Source organism: Burkholderia sp. LAS2 (assembly GCF_018417615.1).
GTDB lineage: Bacteria > Pseudomonadota > Gammaproteobacteria > Burkholderiales > Burkholderiaceae > Burkholderia > Burkholderia sola.
The window spans coordinates 229,852-244,145 of the sequence record NZ_CP071053.1 but is presented as its reverse complement, the minus strand read 5'-3'; the positions used below and the strand labels follow the sequence as shown (position 1 = coordinate 244,145).

General features: G+C 66.9%; 13 protein-coding genes. 4 read left to right on the top strand and 9 right to left on the bottom strand.

Annotation, left to right across the window (positions count from 1 at the left end; genetic code table 11):
• Positions 1 to 324: 324 nt before the first annotated feature.
• From JYG37_RS21430 to sapR, 7 genes are all read right to left on the bottom strand, one after another.
• Positions 325 to 1,101 (bottom strand): ABC transporter ATP-binding protein, encoded by a 777-nt coding sequence (locus tag JYG37_RS21430; RefSeq protein ID WP_124631063.1) that lies wholly within the window; start codon positions 1,099 to 1,101, stop codon positions 325 to 327.
• Positions 1,098 to 2,015, bottom strand: a complete 918-nt coding sequence (locus JYG37_RS21425; RefSeq protein ID WP_089489449.1) for an ABC transporter ATP-binding protein — start codon at positions 2,013 to 2,015, stop codon at positions 1,098 to 1,100. The genes JYG37_RS21430 and JYG37_RS21425 overlap by 4 nt, the downstream gene beginning before the upstream one ends.
• A 1-nt stretch (position 2,016) precedes the next feature.
• Positions 2,017 to 2,931, bottom strand: a complete 915-nt coding sequence (nikC, locus tag JYG37_RS21420; protein ID WP_050012826.1) for a nickel transporter permease — start codon at positions 2,929 to 2,931, stop codon at positions 2,017 to 2,019.
• A gap of 67 nt (positions 2,932 to 2,998) precedes the next feature.
• Entirely contained in the window at positions 2,999 to 4,069 is a 1,071-nt protein-coding gene (locus JYG37_RS21415) for an ABC transporter permease (RefSeq protein WP_050012825.1), read from the bottom strand.
• 10 nt (positions 4,070 to 4,079) lie between these two features.
• Complete coding sequence (locus tag JYG37_RS21410; RefSeq protein ID WP_124631064.1) at positions 4,080 to 5,681, bottom strand: ABC transporter substrate-binding protein; 1,602 nt, start codon at positions 5,679 to 5,681, stop codon at positions 4,080 to 4,082.
• A gap of 70 nt (positions 5,682 to 5,751) precedes the next feature.
• The gene (gene ddpX / locus JYG37_RS21405; RefSeq protein ID WP_050012823.1) at positions 5,752 to 6,315 is read right to left on the bottom strand and encodes a D-alanyl-D-alanine dipeptidase; all 564 of its coding nucleotides are present in this window, start codon (positions 6,313 to 6,315) and stop codon (positions 5,752 to 5,754) included.
• A gap of 16 nt (positions 6,316 to 6,331) precedes the next feature.
• Positions 6,332 to 7,219, bottom strand: a complete 888-nt coding sequence (gene sapR, locus JYG37_RS21400) for a sap1 transcriptional regulator SapR (RefSeq protein WP_050012822.1) — start codon at positions 7,217 to 7,219, stop codon at positions 6,332 to 6,334.
• 256 nt (positions 7,220 to 7,475) lie between these two features.
• Here sapR and JYG37_RS21395 point away from each other — a divergent pair, with 256 nt between their 5' ends.
• The 4 genes from JYG37_RS21395 to JYG37_RS21380 all read left to right on the top strand — a co-directional run bounded on the left by JYG37_RS21395 (position 7,476) and on the right by JYG37_RS21380 (position 12,038).
• Positions 7,476 to 7,724: a helix-turn-helix domain-containing protein gene (locus JYG37_RS21395; protein ID WP_050012821.1), complete on the top strand. Its 249-nt coding sequence runs from the start codon at positions 7,476 to 7,478 to the stop codon at positions 7,722 to 7,724.
• 3 nt (positions 7,725 to 7,727) lie between these two features.
• On the top strand, positions 7,728 to 9,062 hold the full coding sequence (locus JYG37_RS21390; RefSeq protein ID WP_213346346.1) for a type II toxin-antitoxin system HipA family toxin: 1,335 nt from the start codon (positions 7,728 to 7,730) through the stop codon (positions 9,060 to 9,062).
• Between the two features lie 317 nt (positions 9,063 to 9,379).
• Positions 9,380 to 10,636, top strand: coding sequence for an oxalate decarboxylase family bicupin (locus tag JYG37_RS21385; RefSeq protein ID WP_050012819.1), 1,257 nt, complete (start codon positions 9,380 to 9,382; stop codon positions 10,634 to 10,636).
• 94 nt (positions 10,637 to 10,730) lie between these two features.
• A complete protein-coding gene (locus JYG37_RS21380) occupies positions 10,731 to 12,038 on the top strand; it encodes an Nramp family divalent metal transporter (protein ID WP_050012818.1) in 1,308 nt (435 codons plus the stop codon).
• A 151-nt stretch (positions 12,039 to 12,189) separates the two neighbouring features.
• Here the strand turns inward: JYG37_RS21380 and JYG37_RS21375 are convergent, their stop codons facing one another.
• Both JYG37_RS21375 and JYG37_RS21370 read right to left on the bottom strand, forming a co-directional pair.
• A complete protein-coding gene (locus tag JYG37_RS21375; protein WP_124631066.1) occupies positions 12,190 to 13,779 on the bottom strand; it encodes an ABC transporter substrate-binding protein in 1,590 nt (529 codons plus the stop codon).
• A gap of 140 nt (positions 13,780 to 13,919) precedes the next feature.
• The gene (locus JYG37_RS21370; protein ID WP_050012816.1) at positions 13,920 to 14,252 is read right to left on the bottom strand and encodes a sugar ABC transporter ATPase; all 333 of its coding nucleotides are present in this window, start codon (positions 14,250 to 14,252) and stop codon (positions 13,920 to 13,922) included.
• Positions 14,253 to 14,294: the final 42 nt, after the last annotated feature.

Genomic DNA, 14,294 nt, shown 5'->3' with positions numbered 1-14,294 from the left:
CGGATGAAATTATGCGATTTGCGTAAGGATTTTGTAATTTGACTGGTACGAATGGATTAGGATTTCTTCTAGTACACGTACTAATTTTTGAAGAAGCCGGCAGGCGGGCGGAGGGACGTGGGGGCCGGCAGGAGGCGCTCGCGTGGGCGGGCATGCCGATGCCGGAAATCGGTCGAGGGGCCGATTTCGGTGGTCGCGCTATTCGAAGCGGGCTGGAACTGGAATGACCGGCCGACGGAGCATGACGGCGGCCGGCCTATCGCGTCGCGTTCGGGTCATGTCATGCGACGCGCGCAGGGTCGTACTTTCGCCGAGCGCCGCGCGTCAGGCCGCCGGCGCGTCGATCGCCGGGTCCAGACGGCGGTAGCCTTCGGTCGCGTTCAGCAGCGTGCGCGTGTAGTCGCGCGCCACCTGCCCGGCGCGCACGTCCTCGATCCGGAGCTGCTCGACGATCTCGCCATGCTGCATCACCGCGACCCGCTGGCACAGGAAGCCGATCACCGCGAGGTTGTGGCTCACGAGGATCATCGTCAGGTTGCGCTCGCGATGCAGGCGGCGCAGCAGGTTCAGGATCTCGGCCTGTACCGACACGTCGAGCGCGGAGGTCGGTTCGTCGAGCAGCAGCACGCGCGGCTCGACGATCAGCGCGCGCGCGATCGCGACACGCTGGCGCTGGCCGCCCGACAACTGGTGCGGATAGCGGAAGCGGAACGCCGGGCCGAGCCCGACTTCGGACAATGCGCGGGCGATGCGTGCGTCGGGTTCGTCGATGCCGTGGATCGACAGCGGCTCGCGCAGCGTCTGGTCGACCGTGAAGCGCGGATGCAGCGACGCGTACGGATCCTGGAACACCATCTGCACGTAACGGCGAAACGCACGATCGGGCGTGCCGCCCACCGGCCGTCCGTCGATCGACAGGCTGCCGGACGCGAGCGGCGCGAGACCCGTCAGCGCGCGCAGCAGCGTCGACTTGCCGGAACCCGATTCGCCGACGAGCCCGAACACTTCGCCGTCGCGCACCGCGAAGCTCGCGTCGCGCACGGCGTCGACATGGCCCGTGCGGGTCGGAAAACGGATCGATGCGTGATCGACGTCGATCATCGTGCGGCCTCTTGCGGTACATGAGCGGTCGGCGCGGGCGCAGCGGCGTCGAGCCACGCCGGATCGCGCTGCAACACCGGCAATTCATCGGGCGGGTTCGCGAGCGGCGGGTTCGCCGCGAGCAGCCCGCGCGTATAGGGATGAGATGCGTCGCGCAGGTCGCGCGCGGCGCAGGTCTCGACCACGCGGCCGGCATACATCACCGCGACGCGATCGCAGAACGACATCACGAGCGGCAGGTCGTGGCTGATGAACATCAGGCCCGTGCCGTGCCGCGCGATCATCGCGTCGAGCACCGCGAGCACCTGCATCGACACCGCGACGTCGAGTGCGGAGGTCGGCTCGTCGGCGATCAGCAGGCGCGGGCCGGTCGACACCATCATCGCGATCATCACGCGCTGGCCCATGCCGCCGGACAGCTCGTGCGGATACGCATCGGCGACGCGCGCCGGGTCGCGGATCTGCACGGCCGCGAGCGCGTCGACGATCCGCTCGCGCAGCGCGCGGCCGCGCAGGTTCGGCTCGTGCCGCCGGAACGCTTCGCCCATCTGCTTCGCGACCGTCATCACCGGGTTCAGCGAATACTTCGGATCCTGCAGGATCATCCCCATCTGGCTGCCGCACAGGCGCCGGCGTTCGCGCGGCGACATCGCGAGCAGGTCGTGGCCCGCGAAGCGCATCGTGCGGGCCGAGCAGCGTGCGGCGTCGGGCAGCAGGCCGAGCAGCGCGCGGCCGGTCAGCGACTTGCCGGAGCCCGATTCACCGACGATGCCGAGCCGTTCGCCGGGCGCAAGCGTCAGCGACAGGTCGCGCACCGCGTCGGTGACGACGCCGTCGTGGCCGCGAAAGCCGATCTTCAGGCCGTCGATCTCGCAGAGCGGTGCGGCCGGCGCGGCGGTGGAATTCATTGGCATGTCACGCTCCATGACGCGGATCGAAGACGTCGCGCAGCCCGTCGCCGAGCAGGTTGAACGCGAGGCTCACGAGCAGGATCGCGATGCCGGGCAGCGTCGCGACCCACCATGCGTCGAGCAGCACGTTGCGGCCCGACGCGACCATGAAGCCCCACTCGGGGCTCGGCGGCTGCGCGCCGAGGCCGAGAAAGCCGAGGCCCGCGACGGTCAGGATGATGCCGGCCATGTCGAGCGTCGCGCGCACGATCACCGACGACATGCACAGCGGCATGATGTAGCGCAGCAGGATGCGCGGGCCCGACGCGCCTTGCAGTCGCGCCGCGTGGATGTAGTCGGCCTGCGCGATGCGGATCGTCTCCGCGCGCGCGAGCCGCGCGTAGGCCGGCCACGCGGTGATCGAGATCGCGACGACCGCGTTGATCACGCCGGGCCCGAGGGCGGCCGCGAACGCGAGCGCGAGCACGATCTTCGGGAACGCGAGCGCGATGTCGGTGATGCGCATCAGCACGCTGTCGACGAAGCCGCCGCAATAGCCGGCCGTCGTGCCGATCAACAGGCCGATCGGCACGACGATCACGACGACGAGCAGCGCGATGCCGAGCGTCAGGCGCGACCCGGCGATCAGCCGCGACAGGATGTCCCGGCCGAGCTGGTCGGTGCCGAGCCAGTGCGATGCGGAGCCGGGCGGCAGCAGCCGGTCGGACAGCACCTGGCGCAGCGGATCGTGCGGCATGATCAGCGGGCCGACGATAGCGACGACGATCAGCGCGACCAGGATCGCGAGCCCGAACAGGTTGAGCGGATTCGTGGCGAACCGGCGCCAGCGGCGGTACGCGAGGCCGAACGCGGCTTGCGAGCGCGACGCGGGCGCATCGGACAGCAGCCACGCGCGCAATGTGAGACGCTCGGCATTCATGATTGGACGACCTTCGGCATCGGCGATGAAAAAAGCGGGGTGAAAGCGGTCATGTCGGGGCGGTCCTTTAGCGTGCACGCGGATCGAACACGCGGTACAGCGCATCGGTCAGCAGGTTGACGGTGATGAACATCGCGCCGATCACGAGCGTCGCGCCGAGCACCGCGTTCATGTCGGCGTTCAGCAGCGCGCCGGTCAGGTATGAGCCGAGCCCCGGCCACGCAAACACGATCTCGGTCAGCACCGAGCCTTCGAGCAGGTTGCTGTACGTGAGCGCGATCACGGTCAGCAGCGGCACCGCGATGTTGCCGAACGCATGCCGCCAGATCACGCGCCGCTCCGAGAGGCCCTTCGCGCGCGCGGTGACGATGTATTCCTGGCTCAACTGGTCGAGCATGAACGAGCGCGTCATCCGGCTCAGGTATGCGACCGAGTAGTAGCCGAGGATCGCGGCCGGCAGCGCGATGTGCGACACCGCGTTGCGGAACACGTCCCACTCGCCGGCGAGCGCCGCGTCGAGCAACAGGCTGCCCGTGCGCGGGTCGACCATTCCGTCGTACACGGGATCGAGCCGGCCGGGCCCGCCGACCCAGTGCAGCCGCGCATAGAACAGCAGCAGCCCCATCAGCCCGAGCCAGAACACCGGCACCGAATTGCCGATCAGCCCGACGAAGCGCGCGATGTGATCGATCGGGCGGTTGTGCTTCACCGCGGCCGCGACGCCGAGCGGCACGCCGATCGCGATGCCGATCAACGTCGCGATCGTCGCGAGTTCGAGCGTGGCCGGAAACACGCGCCTGATGTCGTCGAGCACCGGGTTCGCGGTCAGCAGCGACATGCCGAGATTGCCGTGCAGCACGTCGCGCGCGTAGATCAGGAACTGCGTGACGAGCGGCTTGTCGAGGCCGAGTGCGATGCGCTCGGCCGCGTACGCTTCGGCGGACGCGCGATCGCCGAGAATCGCGAGCACGGGATCGATCGGCACCTTGCGGCCGATCACGAACGTCAGCGCGAGCAACCCCGCGAACGTGACGGCGAGCGTGAGCGCCCAGCGCACCACGCGCAGCGCCCAGCGTACGGCCGGGCGCCGCGCGGGCAGCGTGCGCAGTGCTTCGAGGGAGGAGGCGGGAGTCGACATGCGGCGATTCTTATTGCTTCTTCAGGTTGCGGTACGACACGAGATCGTTGATCGGCCCGACTTCGAGCCCGCTCACGCCGGGCCGCGTGGCGACCTGCGCGACTTTCTCGAACATGATCACGAACGGCGAGCGCGCGAGCATCGCCTTCTGCATCGCCTGGTACCGCTGCGCGCGTTGCGCGGCGGTCGGCTCGGCGAGCGCGGCGTCGGTCTCCTTCGTCAGTTGCGGAATGTCCCAGCTGTTGCGCCAGGCCAGCATCTTATAGCTCGATTTGTCGCCGTTGTCCGGATTCCATGCAAAACCCTGTGCGTTGCTGTGCGGATCGATGTAGTCGGCCGACCATTCGCCGATGTAGATGTCGTGCTGGCGTGCGCGGTATTTCGCGAGCGTCTGCTTGTTGTCGCCGGGGATCAACTGCACCTTGACGCCCGCCTGCGCGAAGTTCGCCTGCACGGCCTGCGCGATCTCGGTGTACGGATAGTCGTTGCGCACGTCCATCGTCACCGAGAAACCGTTCGGCACGCCGGCCTTCGCGAGCAGCGCCTTCGCCTTCGCGACGTCGAGCTTGTACGGGTTCGAATTCAGCGTGCCGAGGAAGCCTTCGGGCAGGAAGGTCTGGTGCACCTTGTAGGTCGTCTTCACGACGTTGGACTGGATGCCCGCATAGTCGACCAGCCACTTCAGCGCTTCCTGCACGTCGGGCTTCGCGAGCGTCGGGTTCTTCGTGTTCAGGCCGAGATACAGCAGCGTCGCCTGCGGCGAGGCCGATACTTTCGCCTTGCCGGATTTCACGACCGACGCGAGATCGTCGGGGCTCAGGTCGCGCGCCGCGTCGACGTCGCCGTTTTCGAGCAGCAGGCGCTGGCTCGCGGCTTCGGGCACGTGACGCAGCACGATGCGCTTCATCGCGAGCGGCAGCCGGTAGCCGTCGAAGCGCTGCAGCACGATGCTGTCGCCGGCCGCCCACTTGACGAGCTTGTAGCCGCCGGAGCCGGCCTCATTTGTCTTCAGCCACGCGTTGCCGAAATCGTTGCCCTGCTGGTGCGACAGCAGCAGCTTCTTGTCGAGCACCGACGCGGGCCACGAGCCGAGCACGTTGAGCACGAAGGTCGGCGCGTATTTGTGGTCGGTCGTGATCGACACCGTCTGGTCGTCCAGCTTCTTCACGTTCGCCGCGACGTTGGCCTTCGTGAGCCCGATGCCGGTCAGCACCGCGGCCGGGCCCTTGTCGAGCAGCACCGTGCGCTGGATCGACCACGCGACGTCGTCGGCCGTCAGCGGGTTGCCCGAGTGGAACTTGAGGCCCGCGCGCAGCTTGAACGTATAGGTCAGCCCGTCCTGGCTCACCGTCCACGACTGCGCGACGTCGCCGTTGAATTTCGACGGATCGCGCAGGTCGACGCGCACGAGCCGGTCGTACGTGTTCGCGACGTATTCCTCCGGCACCAGCTCGTAGATCTCGCCGGGGTCGAGCGTCGTGAATTCGTCGAGCAGCGTGGCCATCACGAACATGTCTTTCGGCGTTTCCGCGCGGGCGGCGGAAAACGGAACGGCGGCGAGCAGGGACGCGGCGGCCAGCGCCGCGACGAGCGGGGAGGTCGGGAATTTCATGGGCGCTTCTCCATCTGTCGTTTGAGTCGTTGAACGTGAACGTGCATGAAAAAGGGGGCGTGCGGCGTCGTCACATCAGGCGCCACGGGCCGCTCGCCGCATTGTCGATCGGCGGCAGCGCGTGCGAACCCGGCAGCTCGTAGTGCCACCATTCGCTGTCGATGTGCGCGAAGCCGGCCGCGTGCATCACGCCGAGCAGCAGCAGACGGTTGCGTTGCACGGGCTCGGGCAACCCCGCGTGAAAGTGGCCCGATGCGGCCACCATCTCGTCGAAGCCGGTGCCCATGTCGAGCGGCGCGCCGCTCGGGTCGACGAGCGTCAGGTCGATGGCGGTGCCGCGGCTGTGGTTCGACCCGCGGCCGAGATCGGCGACGAAGTTCGGGTCGGGCAGGAAATCCCACAGCACCTGCTGCGCCTGCGGCGGCCGGTATGCGTCGTAGAGGCGCAGCGTGAAGCCGGCTTGCGCGGCGACGTCGACCGCGCGGCGCAGCGCGGCTTCGGCCGGCTCGAGCAGCAGACAGTGCGCGTGGCGGTAGATCGGCTTGCCGGTCAGGTTGCGCTCGGTCGCGTAGACGAGATCGATCTCGACGCGATGCGTGGCGGGCGTGATTTCGACGAGGCGGTGCGGGTTCATCGGCGGTCCGGTTCGCTCAGGATTCGAATTGGTCGAACGTGCGCTGCAGTTCGCGGTTGCGCGCGACGCGCCGGTCGATCGCGGGACCGAGGCGGTCGACCACGGCGGTGATCAGCAGGTTGAACAGGCAGGTGAGCGGCGCGAGCGAATCCCAGAACTGGCCGACGTCGGTCTTCACCTGCAGCAGATCCGCTGGCCATTCGCGCGCCCATGGGCAATACAGATCGGTGACCAGCGCGAACGGCTGGCCGCGCTCGGCGGCGGCCTGGCAATAGCGGCGCGCGCTGCGCGAATAGGCGCGCGTATCGGTGACGATGCAGTACGGCCGTTCGAACTCGGAATTCAGCGAATCGACGTACGAGCCCGACTGGCCGTCGGAATAGAACACGCGCGGGCGCAGGTATTCGAGGTAGCTGCTGAACGCATTGCTGATGCCGCGCGTCGACTGGATGCCGAGGATGAAGACGGCATCGGCATGCGCGATCCGGTCCGCGACCTGCGCGAACACCGGTTCCTCGGCGAGCCGGTACACGTGGCGGATCGCGTCGAGTTCGCGGTCGAGCGATGCGGCGAGCGTGCCGGCGCTGCGCTCGCTGTCGCGCGCGTCGGCGGTCGTTGGCATGGCGGCGGCGCGGCGGTACTCGTCGAGGCGGTCGGTGATCATCCACGGGCGGTCGCCGCCGCCGCGCAGTTCGCGTTTCAGGTCGTCGAGATTCCGGTAACCGACGCTGCGCAGGAAACGCCCGACCGAAATGCCGCTGGTGCCGGTCTGCTGCGCGATCTGGTCGGCGGTTTCGAGGCCGAGCCGATCGAGATTCGCGAGCATGTAGCTGGCGATGCGTTTCGCGGTCGGCGTCAGCTCGGCAAAGCGGGATTCGACGGTGTGGGCGAATGCGCAGGTCATCGGGCTGTTAGATCGTTGTCATTTTATGATTCGATGTCATCTATCTGACAAAGCCAAAATCATCGGCGCCAGCGAATAAAAACTATGGGGTGGTAGGAGGCGATAGGGCGGTGCGTGCGCGCAACGACTGGGCCGCCACGCCCTGTAGTGTGAAAATATTCCTGACAGGGATATTTCGCGTTTATTTGTATCGGAGATAATTTGCGTTTATGCCTGTCAGAGATATACTGCATGGATTGCATAGAGGACCCGCGCCGTGAATCTCATCGTCAATACCCCTGCTCAACTGGGCGAAATCCTGTCGTCCGCGCGTCAGGCCAAGGGGCTGACGCAAGCCGAGGCGGCGGCACGCATCGGCGTCGGCCAATCGCGGCTGTCGTCGCTTGAAACGATCCGCACCGAAAGCCTGTCGCTCAAGCAGTTGCTCGAACTGACCGCGCTGTACGGTCTCGAGCTCAGCATTCGCACGAAGGACGGGCGCGACGCTGCCAACGTCGAGTGGTAATCGATGGGACGCAAATCGCACAGCCGCGCGCTATCGATCTGGGCCAACGGCGTGCGGGTCGGCATCTGGCGGATTCCCGCGCGCGGCGACATGGAGTTGCTGTACGACATCGGCTGGAAACAGTCGGATGCCGGCCGCCCGCTGTCGCTGTCGCTGCCGTTCGGCATCGGCCCTGCGCCGTTGCGCGGCGAGCGCGTGAACCACTACTTCGACAATCTGCTGCCCGACAGCGACGCGATTCGGCGCCGGCTTGCGTCGCGATTCGGCACGGCGACGACCGAGCCGTTCGATCTGCTCGCCGCGCTCGGCCGGGACTGCGTCGGTGCGGTGCAGTTGCTCGGCGAGGATGAAGCCCCGACCGGCCATGACCGGATCGACGGTACGCCGTTGTCCGACGACGACGTGGCGCGCGTACTCGATCTGGCGAGCGGGGCGGCGGGCGGTGCGCAGGACGACGACGACTTCCGCCTGTCGCTGGCCGGCGCGCAGGAAAAGACCGCGTTGCTGTTTCACGACGGGCGATGGATGCGTCCGCATGGCGCGACGCCGACCACGCATATCCTCAAGTTGCCGCTCGGGCTGGTCGGCAACAAGCGTGCGGATCTGACGACATCCGTCGAAAACGAGTGGCTGTGCCTCGCGGTCCTGCGCGCGTTCGGCTTGCCGACGGCGGATGCCGACATCCTGCGTTTCGGCGAACACAAGGTGCTGTCGGTCGCGCGCTTCGATCGCGCGCTGCATCGTGATGGCGGATGGCTGTTGCGCTTGCCGCAAGAGGATTTTTGCCAGGCGCTCGGCGTGCCGCCGCATCTGAAATACGAATCGCAGGGCGGCCCCGGCGTGCCCGATCTGGCCGGCATCCTGCGCCGGTCGGAAACGGCGCAGGCCGACCTCGACACGCTGTTCGCCGCATTGGTGGTGTTCTGGATGCTCGCCGCACCGGACGGGCATGCGAAGAACTTCAGCCTGCGCCTGCTGCCCGGCGGCCGCTTCCACCTGACGCCGCTCTACGACGTGATGTCGATCTGGCCGGTCGAGGGAGATGGCGCGAACCAGTGGTCGTGGCACAAGGCGAAGCTCGCGATGGCCGTGCACGGCAAGCGCAAGCACTACGCGATGCGCGACATCACGCGCCGGCACTTCACTGCGATGGCGGAGTATTGCCTGCTTGGCGATATCGCTACGCCGATTGTCGAACGACTGATTGCGATGACGCCGCACGTGATCGAATCGGTCGGCGCGGCGCTGCCGGCCGGGTTTCCGGCAAGGATCGCCGAACGCATTCTCGGCGGATTGCGCTTCGCTGCGCAACGGCTTGCCGACATGCCGCGGGAGTGACCCGGTCCAGGTCCGGGCCGGGCAGGTGAAAGCACGCGCATCCGCATTTTCCTGTTCCCGTCGATCGCATTGAGTCGCCATCGTGCGGCGCGCCTATCGATCTCTTCTCGTCGCCATTCATCCATTGCTGCATCGCAATAATTACAAAAAATTAAAATCGATCAGTTTTAGTCATTAATTCAGGTTAATAATTCATTTAATTTTTAGATGAATATGGATTTAACTTGCGTCACGGGATGTTCGATTTTCGGTAATTCGAAAAACGGCAAGTGTTCCGTAGTGGAAATTCTCTCGATTGCAGAAATGAAGAGGAAATCATGACGAATCTTTCTCGACGCAGGATGTTGACGAGTACGGCCGGCGCCATTGCCGCGGCGGGTATTGCGGTAACGGCGAAGGCCGCTTCGTTCGGTAACCCGGACAGCCCGCCGGAAGGCGCGGTGAATGCGCGCAACCGTCAGAGCCTGACCGACCCGGGGCCTAAAAATCCGGCCATCGCCAATCAATTCCCGTCCTTTCAGGATCCGCCGGCTACCGATATCAACGGGATGCCGTTATTCTGGGCGTCTTTCAATAATGCGCATAAGCGCATTCAGAATGGCGGATGGGCGCGCGAAGTCACGCAGGATGATTTCGCGATTTCCGAAACCATCTCCGGCGTCAATATGCGGCTGACGCGCGGCGGCATTCGCGAGATGCACTGGCACCAGCAGGCCGAGTGGGCGATCATGCTCGACGGCCGCTGCCGGATCACGGTGCTCGACGAACTCGGGCGGCCGTCGGTGCAGGACGTCAAGACCGGCGATCTCTGGTATTTCCCGCCCGGCCTGCCGCATTCGCTGCAGGGCCTCGGCAGCGACGGCGCCGAATTCCTGCTCGCATTCGATAACGGCCGCGCATCGGAATTCAACACGCTGTTGCTGACCGACTGGATCGCGCATACGCCGCCCGACGTGCTCGCGCTCAACTTCGGCGTGCCGGCCGACGCGTTCAGGAACGTGCCGCTCGACAACCTGTGGATCTTCCAGGGCGACGAACCGGGCCCGCTCGCGGACGCGCAGCGCGCGTCGGCCGCGTCGGCCGGTGCGCCGCCGCATCCGTTCGTGTTTTCGCTCGGCGACATGAAGCCGGTCAGGAAGACGCGCGGCGGCGAGGTGCGGATCGCCGACAGCACCAACTTCAACGTGTCGACGACCGTCGCGGCGGCGCTCGTCACCGTGCACCCGGGCGGCATGCGCGAGCTGCACTGGCATCCGAACGCCGACGAATGGCAGTACTACCTGCAGGGCGAGGCGCGGATGACCGTGTTCGACACGGGGCCGAAGGCGCAGACGGCCGACTTCCGCGCGGGCGACGTCGGCTATGTGAAGAAGAGCCTCGGCCACTACGTGCAGAACACCGGGCAGACCGACCTCGTGTTCCTCGAGATCTTCAAGACCGACCGCTATGCGGAGGTGTCGTTGTCCGACTGGCTCGCGCACACGCCGCCGAAGCTCGTCGAAGCGCACCTGAACATCGCGCCGGACGTGATCGCGCAGTTTCCGCGCAATCGTCCCGACGTCGTGCCGCTGTAATGTCGCCGGCGTCTTGCCGGGGCCGGCACGCGGCATGCCGGCCACGGCGGGCGCGATCCGCAATCAGCCGTCCTTATTCGAACGGAATACTCACATGATCCCCGTCCCGAGCAAACCTGCCGGTGGCTTCGCGCTGCCGGGCCGGTCCATCGAGCCTATCGACGGCGCGGCGCGCGCCGCGCTGGAAGGGCGCCGCACCGGCGTCGCCGCGCTGCTGCCGTTCGTCGGCCCGGCCGTGATCGCGTCGATCGGCTACATGGATCCCGGCAACTTCGCGACCAACATCCAGGCCGGCGCCGCGTACGGGTACCGGCTGCTATGGGTCGTGCTGGCCGCGAACGCGATCGCGATGCTGTTCCAGGCGATGTCGGCGAAGCTCGGCATCGTGACCGGCCGCAATCTCGCCGAGCTGTGCCGCGACCGTTTCCCCGCGCCGGTCGTGTGGGGCATGTGGATCGCGTCGGAGATCGCCGCGATGGCCACCGATCTCGCCGAATTCCTCGGCGGCGCGCTTGCGTTCGGGTTGTTGTGCCACCTGTCGCTGCTCGCGGGGATGATCGCGACCGCGTTCGCGACCTGCGCGATCCTCGCGCTCGAAAAACGCGGCTTCCGGCCGCTGGAAGCGGCGATCGCGGCGCTGGTCGGCGTGATCGGCGCGTGCTATCTCGGCGAACTGCTGATCGCGCCGCAGGACTGGCATGCGGCCGCGTTCCATCTGGTGGTTCCGCAGATTCCGGATCATGCGGCGCTGACGATCGCAGTCGGCATCATCGGCGCGACGATCATGCCGCATACGCTGTATCTGCATTCGGGCCTCACGCAGGATCGCACCGCGCCGCGCGACGACGGAGAGCGGCGGCGGCTCGTGCGTTTCTCGAACCGCGAGGTCGTGATCGCGCTGGGGCTCGCCGGATTCGTGAATCTCGCGATGGTGATGATGGCGTCGTCGGCGTTTCACGCGGCCGCGCCCGGCATGACCGACATCGGCGACGCCTATCACACGCTGATCCCGGTGCTCGGGCCGGCGGCCGGCGCGCTGTTTCTCGTCGCGCTGCTGACCTCCGGCGTGTCGAGTTCGGTGGTCGGCACGATGGCGGGGCAGGTCGTGATGCAGGGCTTCATCCGCCGCCGCATGTCGATCTGGGTGCGGCGCGCGGTGACGATCGCGCCCGCGTTCGTGGTGGTCGCGCTCGGCTGCGACGTCACGCGGGCGATGGTGGCCAGCCAGGTCGTGCTGAGCTTCGTGCTGCCGATGCCGATGATCGCGCTGCTGATGCTGTCGGCGCGCAAGGACGTGATGGGCGCTTACGCGATGCGGATGCCGCTGCGGATCGTCGCCGGCGCGGCGACGGTCGTGATCGTCGGGCTGAATGCGTACCTGGTATGGGCGGCATTCAATTGAACGGGTATGCACGTTCTCGTCCCGTGACGTGTGCGCGGCACGGTATCCGACCGATGGCGGTCATTGTCGATCGCGCACGGCCCGGCGCCAGCGCCGCGGCGCGCGGCGATTACCCGCACGGCGGCGTGGCCGCACGCGCGGGCAGCCGCGATTACTTCGCGAGCGTGCGGTATGACACGAGGTCGTTGATCGGCCCGATTTCCGGTCCGGTCGCGCCGGGGCGCGTGGCGACCTGCACGACCTTCTCGAACATGATGATGAACGGCGAGTTCGCGAGCACGGCCTTCTGCAGCGCTTCGTAACGCTGCGCGCGCTTCGCGGGCGACGGCTCGACGAGCGCGGCCTCGGTGTCCTTCGTCAGTTGCGGAATGTCCCAGCTGTTGCGCCACGCGAGCATCTTGGTCGGCGACTGGTCCGAGTTGTCCGGATTCCACGCGAAACCGCGCGCGTTGCTGTTCGGGTCCATGTAGTCGGGCGACCATTCGCCGACGAAGATGTCGTGCTGGCGCGCACGGTACTTGCCGATCGCCTGCTTCGCGTCGCCCGGAATCAGCTTCACGCGGATGCCGCCCTGCGCGAAGTTCGCCTGCAGCGCCTGCGCGATCTCGAGGTACGGATAGTCGTTCGGCATGTCCATCGTCACGTCGAAACCGTTCGGCAAGCCGGCCTTCGCGAGCAGCGCCTTCGCCTTCGCGACGTCCTGCTTGTACGGCCGCGCGTTCGACGCGCCGAGGAAGCCTTCGGGCAGGAAGGTCTGATGCACCTTGTAGGTCGTGCTGACGATGTTGCGCTGGATGCCGTCGTAATCGACGAGCCACTTCATCGCCTGCTGCACCTCGGGCTTCGCGAGGTTCGGGTTCTTCGTGTTCAGGCTCAGGTACAGCAGCGCCGACACCGGCCACGACGCGATCTTGATCTTGCCGGCCTTCGACAGCGCGGCGAGGCTGTCGGGGCTCAGGTTGCGCGCGGCGTCGGCGTCGCCGTTCTCCAGCAGCAGCCGTTGCGCGGACGCTTCGGGCACGTGGCGCAGCACCACGCGCTTCATCGGGTACGGCGTGCGGTATTTGTCGAAGCGCTGCAGCACGATGCTCTCGTTCGGCGTCCACTTGACGAGCTGGTACGGGCCCGAGCCCGCGTCGTTGGTGCGCAGCCAGCCGCTGCCGAAATCGTTGCCTTGCTGGTGCGACAGCAGCAGCTTCTTGTCGAAGACCGAGGCCGGGCACGCGCTCAGCACGTTGAGCACGAAGCTCGGCGCGTACTTGCGGTCGGTTTCGAGCACGACGGTCTGTGGGTCGACCACGCGCACCTTCTGCGTCACGTTCGCCTTCGTGAGGCCGAGATCGGCGAGCACGCCGGCCGGCCCCTTGTCGAGCAGGATAGTCCGCTGCAACGACCACGCGACGTCGTCGGCGGTGACCGGGTTGCCGGAATGGAACGTAAGGCCCGGGCGCAGCTTGAACGTGTAGGTCACGCCGTCGGCGCCGACCGTCCACGATTGCGCGATCTGTCCGTCGAAGCGCGTCGGGTCCTTCAGGTCGACGCGCACCAGCCGTTCGTAGGTGTTCGCGACGTATTCGGACGGCACCAGCTCGTAGATCCCGCTCGGGTCGAGGGTCGTGAATTCGCCGAGCTGCGTGGCGACGACGAAGATGCCGGGCGGCGTGGCAGCCTGCGCCGGCAGCGCCGGAACAAGCGCGGCGAGCGCGGCGCTGACGAACAGCCGGGACAGCAGGTGCTTCATGCGGGCTCCGTTGAAAGGGAATCGTGGGTGCGATTCTCTCATCGACGGGCAGCCGGATGAAAATATTCGGCAGGCGCGCCGGGTAGCGCGCAGCGGCAGGCAGACGGGAGGGCCGGGCGGGCGCCCGGCGCCGGAGGGCGTCAGATCGCGCAGCGCGCGACCGCGAAGCGCATCGCTTCCTCGGCCGGTTCGTTGCCCGAGCCGCGCACGACCTTGATCACCGAGCCGTTGCCCGACGGCGTCAGCGTGACGAAGTACGAATTCGAGCCGACCGCGATGTCGGTGACGCCGTTGTGCTGCGATTGTTCGGTGCCCGACAGGCGGCTGTCGAGGCAGTTCGCGACCGCGTAGGCTGGACGTTGCGACGACACGTAGATCATCGGCGCGGCGCCCGAGCCGGCCGAATCGGACGAGGGTGCGGAGCCGCAGGCGGCGAGCAGGGCGGCGGGAAGAAGCAGCAGGAATCGTTTCATGATCGGTCGTCGGGTGTCTCGTATCGAGGCTGGGGCGCGGGG

Coding starts and splice junctions, on each gene's coding strand:
- ddpX (WP_050012823.1), bottom strand. CDS start 6,315: ATGAACCCGCACCGCCTCGTCGAAATCACGCCCGCCACGCATCGCGTC.
- JYG37_RS21375 (WP_124631066.1), bottom strand. CDS start 13,779: ATGAAGCACCTGCTGTCCCGGCTGTTCGTCAGCGCCGCGCTCGCCGCG.
- nikC (WP_050012826.1), bottom strand. CDS start 2,931: ATGAATGCCGAGCGTCTCACATTGCGCGCGTGGCTGCTGTCCGATGCG.
- JYG37_RS21380 (WP_050012818.1), top strand. CDS start 10,731: ATGATCCCCGTCCCGAGCAAACCTGCCGGTGGCTTCGCGCTGCCGGGC.
- JYG37_RS21430 (WP_124631063.1), bottom strand. CDS start 1,101: ATGATCGACGTCGATCACGCATCGATCCGTTTTCCGACCCGCACGGGC.
- sapR (WP_050012822.1), bottom strand. CDS start 7,219: ATGACCTGCGCATTCGCCCACACCGTCGAATCCCGCTTTGCCGAGCTG.
- JYG37_RS21390 (WP_213346346.1), top strand. CDS start 7,728: ATGGGACGCAAATCGCACAGCCGCGCGCTATCGATCTGGGCCAACGGC.
- JYG37_RS21370 (WP_050012816.1), bottom strand. CDS start 14,252: ATGAAACGATTCCTGCTGCTTCTTCCCGCCGCCCTGCTCGCCGCCTGC.
- JYG37_RS21410 (WP_124631064.1), bottom strand. CDS start 5,681: ATGAAATTCCCGACCTCCCCGCTCGTCGCGGCGCTGGCCGCCGCGTCC.
- JYG37_RS21415 (WP_050012825.1), bottom strand. CDS start 4,069: ATGTCGACTCCCGCCTCCTCCCTCGAAGCACTGCGCACGCTGCCCGCG.
- JYG37_RS21385 (WP_050012819.1), top strand. CDS start 9,380: ATGACGAATCTTTCTCGACGCAGGATGTTGACGAGTACGGCCGGCGCC.
- JYG37_RS21425 (WP_089489449.1), bottom strand. CDS start 2,015: ATGCCAATGAATTCCACCGCCGCGCCGGCCGCACCGCTCTGCGAGATC.